This is a genomic window from Denitrificimonas caeni (assembly GCF_905120345.1).
Lineage (GTDB): Bacteria > Pseudomonadota > Gammaproteobacteria > Pseudomonadales > Pseudomonadaceae > Denitrificimonas > Denitrificimonas caeni_A.
In genome coordinates this window covers 378,670-394,568 of record NZ_CAJHOA010000001.1, presented here as the reverse complement: position 1 = coordinate 394,568, position 15,899 = coordinate 378,670, and the positions used below count along the sequence as shown (strand labels likewise).

Genomic DNA, 15,899 nt, shown 5'->3' with positions numbered 1-15,899 from the left:
TGATTACTGTGCCAAAGTGCAGATAAAGCGAGCACTGCTTGTGTTGGCTTGAATATTGCTTTGAATATAGCAGTATTGGTTTATGGTAGGAGCAAGACTATGGCATCCACGGATTTTCTTTTGCGATCTTCTGCGCAACCCTCGCGTGTGCAGCCGGCTGTGCCAGAAAAAACGGTATCTCAACGTAGTGCTCCAGCAGCAGGGCCAAACTTTTCTGTGCTCTATGCGCAACAGCAGCAAACGACTAAGATCCAGCAACAGCAACAGCAACAGCAACAGTCACTGCAAGCCAAGCAGCGCCAAGAGGCTGTTCAGCAAAACAAGACACCAGCAGCATCGACACCCGCAACTGCACCAGCCGCAGTGGCAAGCAACACTGATCCGTCGAATAAAAATACGTCTGCCACGGTAAGTCAATCATCTGTGGATATTGAAAAGACAGAGACAGACGCCAAGCTAAGCGATCTAGAGCAACTGCACACGCCGACTGATGGCGATAGCGAAATCCTCGAAAGCGGCAATTATTTGCCGCAAGACGAAGCATCAGCGTTGGACGCACCTGAGGAGGATTTGCTCGATCCTTTACTGTTAATGGCGATGGCGGTTATGCCCCAAGAGCCCGTAAAGGACATGGCCGATGTCGAAGCAGCTATTGATACTGAGGCAGCAGGCACTGCGGTGATCGCCACATTACAATCTGATCTTGAAGCTGACGCTAAGCCGTTGCTCAGCACAATAAAAACTCATTTAGAGCTAAGCGGTACTGCCGCAGACAATGCTGAGCTGCCCGTGACTGAAGATGCTAGCGAGATCGAGCAGAAAAACATGACTAAGGACGCTACTTCGCCCGCAGCAGAAAAGGCTGCGGGGCTTTTGAATAATGTCTCCGAAAAAATTGCAGGGGAAGGTCTTGAGAAAGACGTCTCTAATAAAAACAAAATAGCCTCTGCGCTTGAGGGCACTAAGGTTGCTCCGGAAACCCTGCTTGACGCCAAAGCGGTAACAGCGCCTGAAAGTATTCGTACAGATTTACAGTCGCGTCCCGACTCTTTAATGGCTGCGCAGTCGGTGCGTCAAGTCCCAGGCGCGGCAGTCGCGATGCAACAGCCAGGCTGGACGCAAGACGTCACTGATAAAGTCATGTGGATGTCTTCTCAAAACCTAAGGTCTGCAGAAATCAAGCTTGATCCTGCCGAACTTGGGCGCTTGGATATTACCGTCAGTGTTAATCAAGAACACACTCAGATCACCTTTAACAGCGCTCATGCCGGTGTCCGAGAGTCATTAGAAGCGCAAATGTATCGCTTGCGAGAGCTGTTTGCCCAACAAGGTATGCAGAGTGTTGATGTGAATGTTTCAGATCAATCTCGGCAGCAGGCGCAAGCCCAAACGCACACTGCAGGGCAGGGTCGTAGCGGTTCAGCGCTAGAGAGTAACGATGAAGCACTGTCACCGCTGACCTCCATTCGAGAGCAGCACGATGGTCGTCTAGGTTTAGTTGATTATTATGCATAATCAATCCTGCAGAGCATGTTTAGACTGCTAAACTGTCGGATGTGATTTTTAAGTGATGGTAGGAACATGGCCAAACAAGCTGAGATGGCTGAGCAAGCAACAGTCGCACCAAAAAAAGGCAAGATGAAAGTGATCATCTTAGCCGTTACAGCCTTAATCGTTGCGATTGTATTATCTGTTGCAGCAACATGGTTTGTCTTAGGACGTTCGAATACTGACTCGAATGCTGAGCCGCTGCAAGAAAGTTTAGCCAAGCAGCCCGCTATTTATGAAGTGTTGACCCCAGCCTTTGTTGTGAATTTTAAAAGCCAAGGCAAGCCACGTTATTTACAGGTCAGTGTGGCATTGATGGCGCGTAATAAAGCTGATCTTGCTGCGTTGATCGTGCATATGCCGACGTTACGTAATCAATTAGTGATGCTGTTTTCCAGCCAAGCATTCGATGAGCTCAATACGCCGCTAGGGGTGGAGTTGTTGAAACAAAAAACCACTATAGCTGTGCAAGAGTTAGCTTTGATTGAAGTGGGTAAGCCGGTAGTAGAGCAAGTATTATTTACTAATGTTGTCATGCAGTAAAACCTTGATAGGAACGACTTAAAATGGCCGTACAAGATTTACTTTCACAAGATGAAATTGATGCGCTGTTGCATGGCGTTGATGATGGTCTAGTGGACACTGATGACGATGCTGTACCCGGCGCGGTTAAACAGTATGACTTAACCAGCCAAGATCGTATTGTGCGCGGACGTATGCCGACACTAGAAATGATCAATGAACGCTTTGCTCGCTACACGCGCATCAGTATGTTCAATTTGCTGCGTCGTTCTGCTGATGTGTCAGTAGGTGGCGTGCAAGTGATGAAGTTTGGGGAGTATGTGCATTCTTTGTATGTGCCGACCAGCTTGAATCTAGTCAAAATGAAACCTTTGCGTGGCACCGCGTTGTTTATCCTTGATTCACGTTTAGTTTTTAAATTAGTTGATAATTTTTTTGGCGGCGATGGTCGTCATGCGAAAATTGAAGGGCGTGAGTTTACTCCCACAGAGCTGCGCGTGGTACGCATGGTCTTGGATCAAGCGTTTGTTGATTTAGAAGAAGCGTGGCATGCCATTTTGGATGTGAGCTTTGAATATATGAACTCAGAAGTTAACCCTGCTTTAGCGAATATTGTCAGCCCCAGTGAAGTCGTAGTGGTCTCCACTTTCCATATTGAGTTGGATGGCGGCGGCGGCGATTTGCATATTACCTTGCCTTATTCAATGATCGAACCTATTCGAGAAATGCTTGATGCAGGCTTTCAGTCGGATGTCGATGATCAAGATGAGCGCTGGAGTAAAGCCATCCGTGAAGACGTTTTAGATGTGAAAGTACCGCTGCGTTCTACCGTCGTGCGTCGACAACTTAAACTGCGCGATATTTTAAATATGCAGCCAGGCGATGTGATTCCCGTGGAAATGCCGGAAACAATGTTACTGCGCGCTAATGGTGTGCCAACCTTTAAGGTTAAACTTGGTGCTCAGCACGGCAATCTTGCTTTGCAAGTGGTCGGTCCTGTGCAAAAAAACCGCTGATTTTTGGTTTTACTTGGTAGTTGAGAAAAAATATGAATGACGAAAATGAGCAGATTTCAGCTGAAGATCAAGCCCTCGCTGATGAGTGGGCAGCCGCTTTAGCTGAGGCAGATACCGCTACCGATCAAGATGATATTGATGCCATGCTGCAGCAAAGCAGTGGCCCGGCAAAAGCGCCGATGCAGGAGTTTCCTGATCAGCAGCGCACTGACGATGTAATGACCACCTTAGGTGGACCTAATTTAGATGTTATTTTAGATATTCCTGTCAGCATCTCGATGGAAGTCGGTAGTGCTGATATTAGTATTCGCAACTTGTTGCAGCTCAATCAAGGTTCTGTGGTTGAGTTGGATCGACTGGCTGGGGAGCCATTGGATGTTCTGGTTAACGGTACTCTGATTGCGCATGGTGAAGTCGTGGTCGTGAATGAGAAGTTTGGTATTCGTTTGACTGATGTCATCAGCCCAAGCGAGCGTATTAAGAAATTACGGTAACCCTATGCGCCTTTTAATCATCCTGATGTTGGCTTCCTGTCGTGCTTGGGCAGATGAAGTCGCGGTTGCAGCAAGCAACAGTACGCCTAAAGTGGCTGCAGCCCATTCAGGCATGCTGGAATCCAGTCAAGTGAGTGGCCAATTATTGCAGCTGGTGTTTGGCTTGCTGTTGGTGATAGCTTTGATTTTTTTGCTGGCTTGGGTGGTGCGCCGTATCCAACAAAGTTTGCCGGTCACAGGTTCACCGCAGGTGATTTCATTATTAGCCAGCCAAGCATTAGGACCACGCGATCGACTCTTGCTGGTGCAGGTGGGGAAGGAGCAAATATTGCTGGGTTTAACGCCTGGCACTATTGTGCCTTTGCATGTCTTGCAAGAACCAGTCGATATCCGTGTGCCGGAAGGCAATCTTTCTTCGGCTTTTGCTCAGCGTCTGGCTAAAGTGCTAAAAACGACAACAAAGGATAAGCCATGATCGCCTTGCTGGCACGTTTGGTCTTGGCGGTGGGCCTGCTGTTTTGCGCAACAGGGGTGTTTGCTGCAGATGACCCTTTATCCATTTCAGCGATTAAACTGACCACCGATGCCGCTGGTCAGCAAGAGTATTCGGTTAATTTACAGATTCTCTTGATCATGACTGCGCTGGGTTTTATCCCCGCTTTTGTGATGTTAATGACTTGTTTTACTCGGATTATTATTGTTTTTTCGATTCTTAGGCAAGCATTGGGCTTACAGCAGACACCCTCCAATCAGATCTTGGTTGGCCTGACTATTTTTTTAACCCTATTTATTATGGCGCCTGTATTTGAGCGCATTAATAATGATGCTTTACAGCCTTATATCAATGAGGAAATCAGCGTCCAGCAAGCATTAACTGCGGCAGAAGAGCCGATACGTGGCTTTATGCTGGCGCAAACTCGCGAGTCGGACCTAGAGTTGTTTGTCCGGTTGTCTAAGCGCACCGATATTGTTTCGGCAGAGCAAACACCGCTGGTGATCTTGATTCCTGCGTTTGTCACCTCAGAGTTGAAAACCGCATTCCAAATTGGCTTTATGATTTTTATTCCATTTTTGATTATTGATCTGGTGGTGGCCAGTATTTTAATGGCGATGGGGATGATGATGCTGTCGCCCTTGATTATTTCTTTACCGTTTAAAATTATGTTGTTTGTATTGGTGGATGGCTGGGCGCTGATTATCGGCACCTTAGCCAGTAGTTTTGGCACGCTATAGGATAATGATATGACCCCAGAAGTCGCTGTAGACTTATTTCGCGAAGCCTTGTCGCTGACCGCCTTAGTGGTCGCCGCTATTATCGTGCCGAGTTTATTGGTGGGATTACTGGTGGCAATGTTTCAAGCCGCCACCCAAATTAACGAACAAACCTTAAGTTTTCTACCGAGGCTGTTGGTCAGTTTTATGACCTTAATTGTGCTAGGGCCGTGGCTGGTGGCGCAGTGGATAGCCTTTACAACACGGCTGATCCATAGCATTCCCTTCGTCATTGGTTGAGCGGTGTAGCCCATGCTAGAGCTCAGTAGCGAACAAATTGCTGGCTGGATCAGCAGCTTTTTGTTGCCGCTGTTTCGCATCTCTGCGGTCTTAATGGTGATGCCCATTATAGGGACTCAGTTGGTTCCGCAGCGTGTACGCTTGTATATGGCGTTGGCGATCACTTTATTATTGGTGCCAGTCTTGCCTGACATGCCGCAAGTGGATGCCTTGAGTTTGCGTAGCATCTTGTTAATTGCTGAGCAAATCTTAATTGGCGCTATGCTGGGTTTTTCGCTGCAATTATTTTTTCATATTTTTGTTTTTGCCGGACAACTGATTTCGATGCAAATGGGACTGGGCTTTGCCTCGATGATGGATCCGGCCACAGGGGTATCAGTGCCGGTGTTAGGGCAGTTTTTGCTGATGCTGGTCAGTTTGCTATTTTTAGCGATGAATGGCCATTTAGTGGTTTTTGATGTGCTGGCAGAAAGCTTTGTGACCTTGCCAGTGGGCCAATCCCTAGAAATCGGCAATTATGTTATTTTGGCTGGACGTTTGAGTTGGGTGATTGGCGCCGCATTACTGCTGGCCTTACCAGCGGTCAGTGCGCTGTTGGTGATTAATATAGCCTTTGGCGTGATGACTCGCGCCGCGCCGCAGTTGAATATCTTCACCATCGGTTTCCCCTTGACTCTGATTATGGGTTTAATTATTTTTTGGATCTCCACCGCTGATATTTTGGCGCAGTACCACAGTATTGCCAGTGATGCGTTATTTATGCTGCGCGGCCTCGCGCAAGTGCCATAGGAGAAATAGGCTATGGCAGAAAATGAGAATGGTGCAGAAAAAAGTGAAGATCCTACCGAAAAGCGCAAACAAGACTCGCGTAAAAAAGGTGAAATAGCCCGTTCCCGCGAGCTCAATACCTTGGCCGTTGTTTTGGCTGGCACTGGCGGTTTGCTGATCTTTGGTGGGGCGCTGGGGCAAAGAATTATGCAAGTCATGCATAAAAACTTCAGCCTGCCGCGTGAACTGCTGCTTGATGAACGCTATATGGCGATTAGCTTATTGCAATCAGCGCAGATGGCCGGTGATGCCTTGATTCCGCTGTTTATTATGCTGTTGATGGCAGCAATTATAGGTCCTGTGGCGTTGGGCGGTTGGCTCTTTTCCATGGAAGCTCTCGCGCCTAAGTTTAGCCGGATGAACCCGTTTTCTGGTCTGAAACGGATGTTCTCAAAAAAGTCGATTGTTGAACTGTTAAAAGCCTTAGGTAAGTTTTTTATTGTTTTAATCATCGCTTTATTTGTTTTAGCGCGGGCGCGTGAAGACTTGATGAAGTTCGCCAGTGAGCCGCTGGAAATGGCAATCTTGCATAGCATGCAAGTGGTGGGCTGGAGTGCGTTATGGCTGGCGTGTGGCTTGATTATTATTGCTGCGGTGGATGTGCCTTTCCAAATATGGGAAAGTAAAGAAAAGCTAAAAATGACCAAGCAAGAAGTGCGTGATGAGTATAAAGACAGCGAAGGTAAGCCTGAAGTTAAGGGTCGTATTCGTCAATTGCAGCGTGAAATGGCTGAGCGACGCATGATGAGTGCTGTACCCGATGCGGATGTGATTATTACTAACCCCACGCACTTTGCTGTCGCACTGAAATATGATGCAGAAAACGGGCAGGCGCCGATCGTTTTAGCTAAAGGTGGCGATCATTTAGCATTGAAAATTCGTGAGATTGCTAACGAGCACAAAATTACCTTGTTGGAGTCGCCTGCCTTGGCACGAGCAGTGTATTACTCGACTGAAGTGGATCAAGAAATTCCTGCCGGTCTATATTTGGCTGTTGCGCAGGTGCTCGCCTACGTTTATCAAATGCGCCAATACCATGCGGGTAAAGGTAAAAAGCCTTCGCTGCTAAAAGATCCCGATATTCCCGTTGATTTGCGCAGGGATGAGTAGTTGGGACTGAATGCCATACAGGCCATCTGTCAGTTCAGCTGATGTTCAGATCGGGTTTGGCATGATAGTCAAGATAAGTGGCAGGTGTTATGCACAGGCATACCTTATTTTGCGGTTTTTTATAAAATCAATAATTTATAATTGAGGACCCTGCATGAAGCTGTTAGTCGTTGAAGATGAAGCGTTATTACGCCACCACCTTTCTACGCGACTGGGGGAGCATGGCCATGTTGTTGATGCAGTGGCTGATGCCGAAGAAGCACTGTACCGAATCCGCGAATACAATCATGATTTAGCTATTGTTGATTTAGGGCTGCCGGGTATGAGTGGCTTGGATTTAATTCGCGAGTTACGCAATCAAGGTAAGCAGTTTCCTATTTTAATTTTAACCGCACGCGGTAATTGGCAGAATAAAGTTGAAGGCTTAGCGGCTGGCGCTGATGACTATTTGGTTAAACCTTTCCAATTTGAAGAGTTAGAAGCGCGACTTAATGCGCTATTGCGCCGTTCTTCTGGGTTTGTGCAGCCAACTATTGGCGCGGGCCCTTTAATTTTAGATTTAAATCGCAAGCAAGCGACGTTGCTTGATGAGCCATTGGCCCTAACTGCGTATGAATATCGCATTCTTGAATATTTGATGCGTCATCACCAACAAGTGGTGTCTAAAGACCGCTTAATAGAGCAGCTCTATCCTGATGATGAAGAGCGCGATCCGAATGTGATTGAGGTGCTGGTCGGACGCTTGCGACGTAAGCTTGAAGGTGATTCAGGTTTTAAACCCATTGAAACGGTACGTGGTCAAGGTTACTTGTTCACTGAGATATGCCGTTAAACGAGCCTCTTTTCAACATGCGAACACGCAAAAAAAATAAAGCATCATCTTTACGCATGCGCTTAATGTTTGGTGCGGCAGTCACCGTATCCGTGTTTATGTTGGCTTTATTTCCAGCCTTACAGCAAGTCTTTACTGCAGCCTTAGAGGAGTCCATTGAGCAGCGTTTGGCGGCCGACGCCAGTGCTTTGATTTCTGCGGCAGGCATTGCTAAAGGGCAGTTGCGCATGCCAGAGAAACTACCCGATGAAGAGTTTGATATTCTCCCTGCGCGGCAACTGGGCTTTATTTATGATAATAATGGCGCCTTATTGTGGCGCTCACGCAGCTCCAAAAACGTCAAAATCAACTACCAGCCTAAATACGATGGGCGCGGTCATAAGTTTCTACGGGCCAAAGATAGTGATAACCGTGAGTTTTTTATCTATGACGTGGAGGTTGACCTATTAAGAGGGCAGAGCGCTCATTTTAGTATTGTCACCATGCAGCCGGTCAGTGATTATCAAGTGATGTATGACAATTTACGCCAGCAATTGTATGTCTGGTTGGGTTTGGCGCTATTACTGCTCTTGGGCTTTTTATGGTTGGGTTTAGGTTGGGGTATCCGCAGTTTACGCAGTTTAAGCGCTGAGTTAGATGATGTAGAGATGGGTAAGCGAGCCTCATTAAGCGATGAGCATCCGCGAGAGTTATTGCGCTTAACTCGCTCGTTAAACCGCTTATTAGAGAGTGAGCGGCAACAAAGTGAGCGCTACCGCCATTCATTAGACGATTTGGCACACAGCTTAAAAACCCCATTGGCAGTTTTACAAAGTGTTGGCGAAGTCTTATCAGCACAGCCCAGCAATACTGAACAAGCGCGCACCTTGCAGGGCCAAGTCAATCGTATGAGTCAGCAAATCAGTTATCAACTGCAACGTGCCCGTTTACGTAAAAGTGGACTGTTGCGCTATCAAGTTAAACTCAAGCCTCTATTGGAAAGCTTGCTTGAGGCGTTAGATAAAGTGTATCGCGATAAGCGTGTGCGCGTCAGCCAAGTATTTTCTGCTGAGTTACGTGTGCCAGTCGAGCAGGGAGCGTTGTTGGAGTTGTTGGGTAACGTATTAGAAAACGCCTATCGCTTATGCATCAATGAAATACGGATTAGTGCGCAACTGACTGAAAGCGGCTGCGAGTTGATTGTCGAAGATGATGGCCCTGGAGTGCCCAAGCATCAGCGTGAACGTATCTTACAGCGTGGTGAGCGCTTAGATACCCAGTACCCAGGACAAGGTATTGGTACCGCAGTGGTGAAGGATATTATCGATAGCTACGGTGGCGAGCTGTTTGTGGAAGACTCTGTATTAGGCGGTGCACAATTTCGTATTATCTTCCCGCTAAATTAGTTTTTACGTCATTGATAGCTAACGCTTAATATTTTTATTGGTATAAGTCAGCGTGGCGCGACAGGCTTTGCACAGATAGTGCATGCCTTTGTTGACCCGTGCATGACGCTGAGCACTGAGGGCAAAAGGCTCACGCTCAGGGCAGTGGCAGCGATACAAATAATGTGTTTTTGCCGTTCTGTTGACTGCATAGGTGTGACAGCGTTGCGCAGGTAACTTATACACAGTTTGCATGACTGCCTGCCATTCTGCGCCGTGCGCACGAATGCGATTGCCGTACAGCTGATAAGTGACTAGATGTGCTACTTCATGGGCGACGGTATGCAATAAAAAGTGTTCACGGTTTTCTTTATACAGCACAGGGTTAAAGCGCAGACGATTTTCACTAATATGCGCGACGCCAGCTTTTTGACCACGCAGCTGAAAACTGATCTCTGCTCGCTTGAAGACGCAATTAAAGTGGCGTTCAGCTGTTTGGTAGCACGCTTCAACGCGTTGTTTGAGAAGGTCTGGCATAGTTCAGTCAAAGAGTGCAGATGTTATCGTAGTATTTAGCGCTAAATACTAGCAGATTGCAGCAGAGGATAGTGATCCACAGATGACACAAAGCTAAGCCTGTAGCGCAAAAAAACCTCTTCTCTAGTGCTTTGCTAGAGAAGAGGGTGGATGACTTAAACTCTAAACTGCCCCAGTTGGCGGTTGAGGTCTAGAGCCAGTTGATTGAGCTGTTCGCTAGAATGACTGAGCTGGTGCGCCGACTCGTTGCTTGATTGCGATAACCCAGCCACCTGAGTGACGTTCTGATTGATTTCTTCAGCAACATGCGATTGCTCAAGTGTCGCGCTGGCAATTGAAGCGTTGAGACCATTAAGAATCTGCAGCGCATGACTGATGCTGGCTAAGCTTTGTTGTGCTTGATGTGCTTGTTCAACCGTTGCTTGCGCGGTGCTGCTGCTTTGACCAATCACTTGCACGGCTGCTTGTGAATTGTGCTGTAGGCTTTCAATCATTTTTTGCACTTCATCAGTTGATTGCTGCGTGCGTTGTGCTAGCAAACGAACTTCGTCCGCCACCACGGCAAAGCCGCGTCCTTGCTCGCCGGCCCGTGCCGCCTCAATCGCTGCGTTTAACGCCAGTAGGTTGGTTTGTTCAGCGATGGAACGAATAACATCCAGTACGCGGCCAACCTGACTGCTTTCCTCAGCGAGGGTTTGCATGACGTTAACCGCTTGCGCAATGGTCGACGACAATTTGTCAGTTTGCTGCAGGCTATTGTCGATATTGGCTTGGCCGGCAATGGCTTGCTCAGTGGCTTGCGATACTTCTGATGCTGCTTGTTCGGCATGCTTAGCAACATCTTGCACGGCGTACGTCACCTCGTTAATGGCGGTGGCTATTTGCTCTGTTTGTTGCGATTGATCTTCGCTAATGCTCAGTGATTGTGATGCTTGTTGTCCCAGTGCTTCGGCAGAGTGCTTGAGTGTTGCCGCGCTACTTAAGAGGTGGCTGATAGTGGTGCGTAGCTTTTGAGTAAAGGTATTGAAGTGCAGGCTGAGTTCGGTGATCTCATCTTTGCCGTCGCAGCTCAGCTCTTGCGTAAGGTCACCCTCAGAGCTGGAAATACTCTTCATCGCACCAACGATATGCTCCAGCGGCGCGACAATACTGCGCATAATGCCGATAATCAGCAGAGCAATAAAAATAATAACCACTAGGCTTATGATGCTGACATTAATCGCGGTCGAGCGAAATTCAGCATGGATGTCGTCGAGGTAAACGCCAGAGCCAATCACCCAATTCCATGGTTTAAACAGCTGCACAAAAGAGATTTTATCAACGGGTGCGCTGGCGCCCGGCATGGGCCAGCGATAGCTTAAAAAGCCTGAGCCTTGTTGTTTAGCAATATTGGCAAATTGGGTGAAGATGTCTTTGCCATCCGGATCTTTGTAACTGGAAAGGTCCTTGCCATCCAGTGCGGGAGATATCGGATGCATAATCATCGTCGCGCTGAGGTCATTGATCCAAACATAGTCATTACGATTATAGCGAAGCTTGCTTAATGCGTTTTTAGCCTGCTCTTGCGCTTGCGCAGTGCTCAGTTCACCGCTTTTTTCTAGTGCATGAAAGTATTCCAGCGTGCCGAAGGTGCTTTCGACAATGTGCTGCGTTTTTACCGCTTTTGCTGAGTGCATCAGATCATAGGATTGTTTTAGAGCCAGAGCGCCAAAAACAAAAAACATACCGACAGTTATCAGAAAAATCAGCCAAAGACGATTACTGATCGATATTTTACGAAGAAAGGACATCGTGCAACTCCTGAGAGAACACAATCGCAGTGTGCTGGGCGATTGCTATCAATATGCTGTGTGATTGTATGGCTGTATCGGACATATTAAGAAAATGTTTAGGGTCATTGTCATCAGAGTGATTAACTGGCTATATGCACGGCTGAATGTGGCCGTAATGAGCTGACTGTAACCCGCAACAAGCATCAACTATCTTGCATTATACTGTCGTACAGCGGTTTGATTTTAAGTGTTTTTGCTTAATTAAACCATGCGACTAAGCGCTGGAGTGCTGCGCTAAGTGATTCATTAGCAACAATATTCAGTGAAAAGACAGCAGCACAGCGGTAATATGCACGGCTGTGTTATAGATAAAAAATTAATGGGAATTTATGGATATCTGGTTAGCGGTACAAGCGTTTATTTTAGGTGTGGTTGAAGGATTAACTGAGTTTTTGCCTGTTTCCAGTACAGGCCACCAAATTATTGTCGCAGATGCGCTTGGTTTTGATGGGCAGCGCGCCAAAGCTTTTAATATTATTATTCAACTGGCCGCTATTTTAGCGGTGATGTGGGAATATCGACGCAAAATTATTGAGATTGTCGTGGGCTTGCCACGCGAAGCGAGCGCACAACGTTTCACATTCAATTTATTGGTGGCTTTTCTGCCCGCGGTGATTTTAGGTTTAAGCTTTGCAGATCTGATTGAGAAGTGGCTCTTTAATCCAATTACGGTAGCGACTGCTTTAGTTGTAGGCGGTTTGGTGATGTTGTGGGCGGAGAAACGCCCGCATAAGATAGCAGCAGAAACCGTCGATGATATGAAGTGGCAGCAGGCGTTAAAGATTGGTTGTGCGCAATGCTTAGCATTAGTACCGGGTACTTCACGTTCGGCTTCAACTATTATTGGTGGTTTGTTTTTTGGTTTATCGCGCAAAGCAGCCACCGAGTTTTCGTTTTTCCTCGCCATGCCGACCATGATCGGTGCAACGGTGTACTCAGTGTATAAGCACCGAGAACTCTTTGCAGGTGGCGAAGATTTGTATGTTTTTGCGATTGGCTTTGTGACCTCTTTTATTTTTGCCATGCTAGCCGTACGTGCTTTATTGAAGTTTATTGCTAATAACAGTTATGCGGTATTTGCCTGGTATCGTATTGTCTTTGGCATCTTGATTTTAGCGACTTGGCAACTGGGCTTTATCGACTGGACATCGGTCGGTGATTAATTCTTGTGACGGCATTTTAGTCGTTTTGTCAGCTCAGTAAAAACAAGGCACATCAGCGATGCTGTGTGGCAAGTGCTTTTGCTGGGTGAATAAGCTTGACAGTAAAGGTGTTTAAAACGTAAGTTTGAAACACCTTTACTTGGAGTGAAATTTGCATGGCTCAGTCAGACACCGTAGAACGAATTTTAGATGTAGCAGAGATTCTGTTTGCGGAGAAGGGCTTTGCAGAAACGTCTTTGCGTCTGATCACCAGTAAAGCCCAAGTTAACTTAGCGGCGGTGAACTATCATTTCGGCTCAAAAAAATCCCTGATTCAAGCCGTTTTCTCAAGATTTCTTGGGCCGCTGTGTGTCAGTTTAGACGAAGAGTTAGAGCGCCGTTCTGCCGCTGATCAGCCGGCGTGGACAGTTGAGTTGCTGCTGGATGTATTGGTTCAACAAACCCTCGCGGTAAAGCCGCGCAGTGGTAACGACTTATCTATTTTTATGCGTCTATTAGGTTTGGCTTTTAGCCAAAGCCAGGGCCATTTGCGTCGCTACCTAAATGATATGTACGGTAAGGTTTTTCATCGTTATATGTTGTTATTACATGAGGCCGCGCCTGAGGTCCGGCCGATTGAATTGTTCTGGCGTGTACATTTCATGATTGGTGCCGCGGCGTTTAGCATGTCGGGTATTAAAGCCTTGCGCGCGATTGCCGAGACCGAATATCAAGTGCACATGACCACTGAACAGGTGTTGCGCTTGATGGTGCCATTTTTAGCCGCAGGCTTACGCGCCGAAAGTGTGATTGATGTGGTGGGTATGCAACCGGCGATTAAAAAGAAAACACCTTAATCCTTAGCTCAGTGTGGTGAATTCATGTTTGATTATCTGCATGTGTCCATTGCAGAACAACGACTGTATGCTTTTTCTAAGCAGCAGTTGCAGCGCACCTATACGATTTCCACTGCCTTAAATGGCCCAGGTGAGCAAAATAACTCAGGATGTACACCACGTGGTATGCATTATATTCGAGCCAAAATTGGTGGTCATTTGCCGCCAATGGCGGTGCTGCGTGGTCGTCGTTGGACAGGAGAAATCTGGTCGCCTGAACTGCAGCAACGCTATCCACAGCGTGATTGGATTCTGAGTCGTATTCTATGGCTTAGCGGCTGTGAGCTGGGACGCAACCGCTTAGGCGATCGTGATACTTTTCGTCGCTATATTTATATTCACGGCACTGCCGATGAGGCGCTTTTAGGGCAGCCGTATTCGCATGGCTGCATTCGTATGCGTAACCAAGACATTATTGAACTCTATCAGCAGATAACCGATAGCTGTCCGGTAGAAGTCAGTGAACATGTTTTAGAAACACAAATACTGCACGCAACCCGTAAGGATTCGTTATGCAAGGCTCGTTAATGTTGGATATTGGTGGCACCTATCTAACCGCTGAAGACCGCCATCTATTACGTCAACCGCAAGTCTGCGGGATTATTCTATTTGCTCGTAATATTGAACACCCACAACAGGTGCGTGAATTATGCCGTGCGATTCGTGATGTACGCAGTGATCTATTGATTGGTGTTGATCAGGAAGGCGGTCGCGTACAGCGTTTACGCCAAGGTTTTACTACGTTACCAGCAATGGGGCTGTTACAGACCGCAGAGAATCCGGCCTATGTTGCCCAAGAGTGCGGCTGGCTGATGGCGTGGGAAGTGTTAGCCATGGGCATCGACTTTAGCTTTGCGCCGGTTTTAGATTTGAATTATGGCCGCAGTAGCGTGATTGGTTTGCGCTCCTTTGGCGCAGATGTCGAAACGGTTAGCAGATTGGCCGCCGCTTTTCTACAAGGTATGCAAGCCGCTGGCATGCCGGGTGTCGGTAAACATTTTCCGGGACATGGCTGGGTGACGGCTGACTCGCATGTGGATATTCCAGTGGATGAACGCAGCTTGGCAGAGATTCAGCGTGCTGATTTATTACCCTTTAAGCATTTACAGACGTATTTAGCTGGAATCATGCCGGCGCATGTTATTTATCCACAAGTGGATGCTGCACCAGCAGGCTTTTCTAAAGTTTGGCTGCAAGATATTTTACGTCAACAGCTCAACTACACAGGCGTGCTGTTTAGTGATGATTTATCCATGGCCGGTGCGCATGTGGCGGGTGATGCAGCGCAACGTGTGTTAGCAGCACTTACCGCCGGTTGCGATGTTGGGTTACTATGCAATGATCGTGCAGCAGCAGAGCAGGCATTAAGCACCTTGCAAACAGAGCAGGTGATACCCTGTACACAATTATCTGCTATGTATGGACGTTATACAGCGCAGCATGATTTTCAGCAGCATCCGCGTTGGCAGACTGCGCGGCAGGCGCTAAAAACCATTACAACCAACATATAAGAGGTGGTCAATGAATAAATACGCGATTATTGGCGGTACAGGATTAACTCAGCTGGAAGGTCTAACAATTCGCGATGCGATGTTTATTGACACCCCTTACGGTGCGACTTCTGCTGATATTTTGCGTGGTGAGTATGCCGGACGCGAAGTGTTATTTTTGGCCCGTCACGGTCATCCACACCGTATTCCTCCACACCAAGTGAACTATCGCGCCAATTTATGGGCGCTGCGTCAGGCAGGAGCCAATGCGATTCTGTCGATTAATGCCGTGGGTGGTATCACTGATAATTTAAAAACAGGTTGTTTTTGTATTCCCGACCAAGTGATTGACTACACCTCTGGCCGCCAACATACCTTGTATGAAGGCGAACTGGACCATGTGACTCATGTTGATTTCAGCTATCCCTATGATGACGCTTTACGCAAACGCTTAATTGCGGCTGTAGCAGCCTGTGGTTATAGCTGTAACAATCATGGGGTCTATGGTTGTACCCAAGGCCCACGTTTAGAAACCATTGCTGAAGTGAAGCGTATGGAGCGTGATGGCTGCGATATCGTTGGGATGACGGGTATGCCTGAAACTGTTTTGGCTCGTGAGTTAGGTTTGAGTTATGCCTGTTTGGCCTTGGTGGTCAACCCTGCTGCTGGTAAATCGAATGGGGTTATCACTATGGCGCAAATTGATGCTGCGTTAAACGTTGGCATGTCAAAAGTTAAAATTATTTTGGCGCGGATGTTAAGCCAAGCCTAAGTGT

General features: G+C 47.3%; 18 protein-coding genes. 16 read left to right on the top strand and 2 right to left on the bottom strand.

Translation table 11 applies throughout. The features are described from left to right. The first annotated feature begins 99 nt into the window (after positions 1-99). The 11 genes from JYJ62_RS01795 to JYJ62_RS01745 all read left to right on the top strand — a co-directional run bounded on the left by JYJ62_RS01795 (position 100) and on the right by JYJ62_RS01745 (position 9,247). Positions 100-1,515: a flagellar hook-length control protein FliK gene (locus tag JYJ62_RS01795; RefSeq protein WP_232365690.1), complete on the top strand. Its 1,416-nt coding sequence runs from the start codon at positions 100-102 to the stop codon at positions 1,513-1,515. Between the two features lie 66 nt (positions 1,516-1,581). After that, positions 1,582-2,091 (top strand): flagellar basal body-associated FliL family protein, encoded by a 510-nt coding sequence (locus tag JYJ62_RS01790; protein ID WP_205340472.1) that lies wholly within the window; start codon positions 1,582-1,584, stop codon positions 2,089-2,091. A gap of 23 nt (positions 2,092-2,114) precedes the next feature. Further along, positions 2,115-3,086 (top strand): flagellar motor switch protein FliM, encoded by a 972-nt coding sequence (gene fliM, locus JYJ62_RS01785; RefSeq protein ID WP_205340471.1) that lies wholly within the window; start codon positions 2,115-2,117, stop codon positions 3,084-3,086. A 32-nt stretch (positions 3,087-3,118) separates the two neighbouring features. After that, positions 3,119-3,580, top strand: coding sequence for a flagellar motor switch protein FliN (fliN, locus tag JYJ62_RS01780; protein WP_205340470.1), 462 nt, complete (start codon positions 3,119-3,121; stop codon positions 3,578-3,580). 4 nt (positions 3,581-3,584) lie between these two features. Then, positions 3,585-4,055, top strand: a complete 471-nt coding sequence (gene fliO, locus JYJ62_RS01775) for a flagellar biosynthetic protein FliO (protein ID WP_205340469.1) — start codon at positions 3,585-3,587, stop codon at positions 4,053-4,055. Then, a complete protein-coding gene (gene fliP / locus JYJ62_RS01770; RefSeq protein WP_205340468.1) occupies positions 4,052-4,813 on the top strand; it encodes a flagellar type III secretion system pore protein FliP in 762 nt (253 codons plus the stop codon). The genes fliO and fliP overlap by 4 nt, the downstream gene beginning before the upstream one ends. 9 nt (positions 4,814-4,822) lie before the next feature. After that, positions 4,823-5,092 (top strand): flagellar biosynthesis protein FliQ, encoded by a 270-nt coding sequence (fliQ, locus tag JYJ62_RS01765; RefSeq protein ID WP_205340467.1) that lies wholly within the window; start codon positions 4,823-4,825, stop codon positions 5,090-5,092. Positions 5,093-5,104: 12 nt separating this feature from the next. After that, positions 5,105-5,881, top strand: coding sequence for a flagellar biosynthetic protein FliR (gene fliR / locus JYJ62_RS01760; protein ID WP_205340466.1), 777 nt, complete (start codon positions 5,105-5,107; stop codon positions 5,879-5,881). Between the two features lie 12 nt (positions 5,882-5,893). Next, positions 5,894-7,030, top strand: coding sequence for a flagellar biosynthesis protein FlhB (gene flhB, locus JYJ62_RS01755; protein WP_205340465.1), 1,137 nt, complete (start codon positions 5,894-5,896; stop codon positions 7,028-7,030). Positions 7,031-7,184: 154 nt separating this feature from the next. After that, positions 7,185-7,862 (top strand): response regulator, encoded by a 678-nt coding sequence (locus JYJ62_RS01750; protein ID WP_205340464.1) that lies wholly within the window; start codon positions 7,185-7,187, stop codon positions 7,860-7,862. Between the two features lie 17 nt (positions 7,863-7,879). Further along, positions 7,880-9,247 carry an ATP-binding protein gene (locus JYJ62_RS01745; protein ID WP_205340463.1) on the top strand — a complete coding sequence of 456 codons (1,368 nt, stop codon included), beginning with the start codon at positions 7,880-7,882 and terminating at the stop codon, positions 9,245-9,247. Between the two features lie 18 nt (positions 9,248-9,265). On the opposite strand, the gene JYJ62_RS01740 is transcribed toward JYJ62_RS01745, so the two are convergent. Then, positions 9,266-9,763 carry a SprT family zinc-dependent metalloprotease gene (locus JYJ62_RS01740; RefSeq protein WP_205340462.1) on the bottom strand — a complete coding sequence of 166 codons (498 nt, stop codon included), beginning with the start codon at positions 9,761-9,763 and terminating at the stop codon, positions 9,266-9,268. Positions 9,764-9,918: 155 nt separating this feature from the next. Next, the gene (locus JYJ62_RS01735) at positions 9,919-11,553 is read right to left on the bottom strand and encodes a methyl-accepting chemotaxis protein (RefSeq protein ID WP_205340461.1); all 1,635 of its coding nucleotides are present in this window, start codon (positions 11,551-11,553) and stop codon (positions 9,919-9,921) included. 371 nt (positions 11,554-11,924) lie between these two features. Here JYJ62_RS01735 and JYJ62_RS01730 point away from each other — a divergent pair, with 371 nt between their 5' ends. From JYJ62_RS01730 to JYJ62_RS01710, 5 genes are all read left to right on the top strand, one after another. Further along, entirely contained in the window at positions 11,925-12,758 is an 834-nt protein-coding gene (locus JYJ62_RS01730) for an undecaprenyl-diphosphate phosphatase (RefSeq protein ID WP_205340460.1), read from the top strand. Positions 12,759-12,913: 155 nt separating this feature from the next. After that, positions 12,914-13,594, top strand: a complete 681-nt coding sequence (locus JYJ62_RS01725; RefSeq protein WP_205340459.1) for a TetR/AcrR family transcriptional regulator — start codon at positions 12,914-12,916, stop codon at positions 13,592-13,594. Between the two features lie 24 nt (positions 13,595-13,618). Then, on the top strand, positions 13,619-14,161 hold the full coding sequence (locus tag JYJ62_RS01720) for a L,D-transpeptidase (RefSeq protein ID WP_205340458.1): 543 nt from the start codon (positions 13,619-13,621) through the stop codon (positions 14,159-14,161). Continuing rightward, positions 14,146-15,144: a beta-N-acetylhexosaminidase gene (gene nagZ, locus JYJ62_RS01715; RefSeq protein ID WP_205340457.1), complete on the top strand. Its 999-nt coding sequence runs from the start codon at positions 14,146-14,148 to the stop codon at positions 15,142-15,144. The genes JYJ62_RS01720 and nagZ overlap by 16 nt, the downstream gene beginning before the upstream one ends. A gap of 10 nt (positions 15,145-15,154) precedes the next feature. Then, positions 15,155-15,895: an S-methyl-5'-thioinosine phosphorylase gene (locus JYJ62_RS01710; RefSeq protein WP_205340456.1), complete on the top strand. Its 741-nt coding sequence runs from the start codon at positions 15,155-15,157 to the stop codon at positions 15,893-15,895. Positions 15,896-15,899: the final 4 nt, after the last annotated feature.

What these genes read in the sequence shown, in the direction of transcription:
- fliM (WP_205340471.1), top strand. Translation starts at nt 2,115, where the DNA reads ATGGCCGTACAAGATTTACTTTCACAAGATGAAATTGATGCGCTGTTG.
- flhB (WP_205340465.1), top strand. Translation starts at nt 5,894, where the DNA reads ATGGCAGAAAATGAGAATGGTGCAGAAAAAAGTGAAGATCCTACCGAA.
- nagZ (WP_205340457.1), top strand. Translation starts at nt 14,146, where the DNA reads ATGCAAGGCTCGTTAATGTTGGATATTGGTGGCACCTATCTAACCGCT.
- JYJ62_RS01750 (WP_205340464.1), top strand. Translation starts at nt 7,185, where the DNA reads ATGAAGCTGTTAGTCGTTGAAGATGAAGCGTTATTACGCCACCACCTT.
- JYJ62_RS01795 (WP_232365690.1), top strand. Translation starts at nt 100, where the DNA reads ATGGCATCCACGGATTTTCTTTTGCGATCTTCTGCGCAACCCTCGCGT.
- fliP (WP_205340468.1), top strand. Translation starts at nt 4,052, where the DNA reads ATGATCGCCTTGCTGGCACGTTTGGTCTTGGCGGTGGGCCTGCTGTTT.
- fliN (WP_205340470.1), top strand. Translation starts at nt 3,119, where the DNA reads ATGAATGACGAAAATGAGCAGATTTCAGCTGAAGATCAAGCCCTCGCT.
- JYJ62_RS01730 (WP_205340460.1), top strand. Translation starts at nt 11,925, where the DNA reads ATGGATATCTGGTTAGCGGTACAAGCGTTTATTTTAGGTGTGGTTGAA.
- JYJ62_RS01710 (WP_205340456.1), top strand. Translation starts at nt 15,155, where the DNA reads ATGAATAAATACGCGATTATTGGCGGTACAGGATTAACTCAGCTGGAA.
- JYJ62_RS01740 (WP_205340462.1), bottom strand. Translation starts at nt 9,763, where the DNA reads ATGCCAGACCTTCTCAAACAACGCGTTGAAGCGTGCTACCAAACAGCT.
- JYJ62_RS01790 (WP_205340472.1), top strand. Translation starts at nt 1,582, where the DNA reads ATGGCCAAACAAGCTGAGATGGCTGAGCAAGCAACAGTCGCACCAAAA.
- fliQ (WP_205340467.1), top strand. Translation starts at nt 4,823, where the DNA reads ATGACCCCAGAAGTCGCTGTAGACTTATTTCGCGAAGCCTTGTCGCTG.
- JYJ62_RS01745 (WP_205340463.1), top strand. Translation starts at nt 7,880, where the DNA reads ATGCGAACACGCAAAAAAAATAAAGCATCATCTTTACGCATGCGCTTA.
- JYJ62_RS01735 (WP_205340461.1), bottom strand. Translation starts at nt 11,553, where the DNA reads ATGTCCTTTCTTCGTAAAATATCGATCAGTAATCGTCTTTGGCTGATT.
- fliO (WP_205340469.1), top strand. Translation starts at nt 3,585, where the DNA reads ATGCGCCTTTTAATCATCCTGATGTTGGCTTCCTGTCGTGCTTGGGCA.
- JYJ62_RS01725 (WP_205340459.1), top strand. Translation starts at nt 12,914, where the DNA reads ATGGCTCAGTCAGACACCGTAGAACGAATTTTAGATGTAGCAGAGATT.
- JYJ62_RS01720 (WP_205340458.1), top strand. Translation starts at nt 13,619, where the DNA reads ATGTTTGATTATCTGCATGTGTCCATTGCAGAACAACGACTGTATGCT.
- fliR (WP_205340466.1), top strand. Translation starts at nt 5,105, where the DNA reads ATGCTAGAGCTCAGTAGCGAACAAATTGCTGGCTGGATCAGCAGCTTT.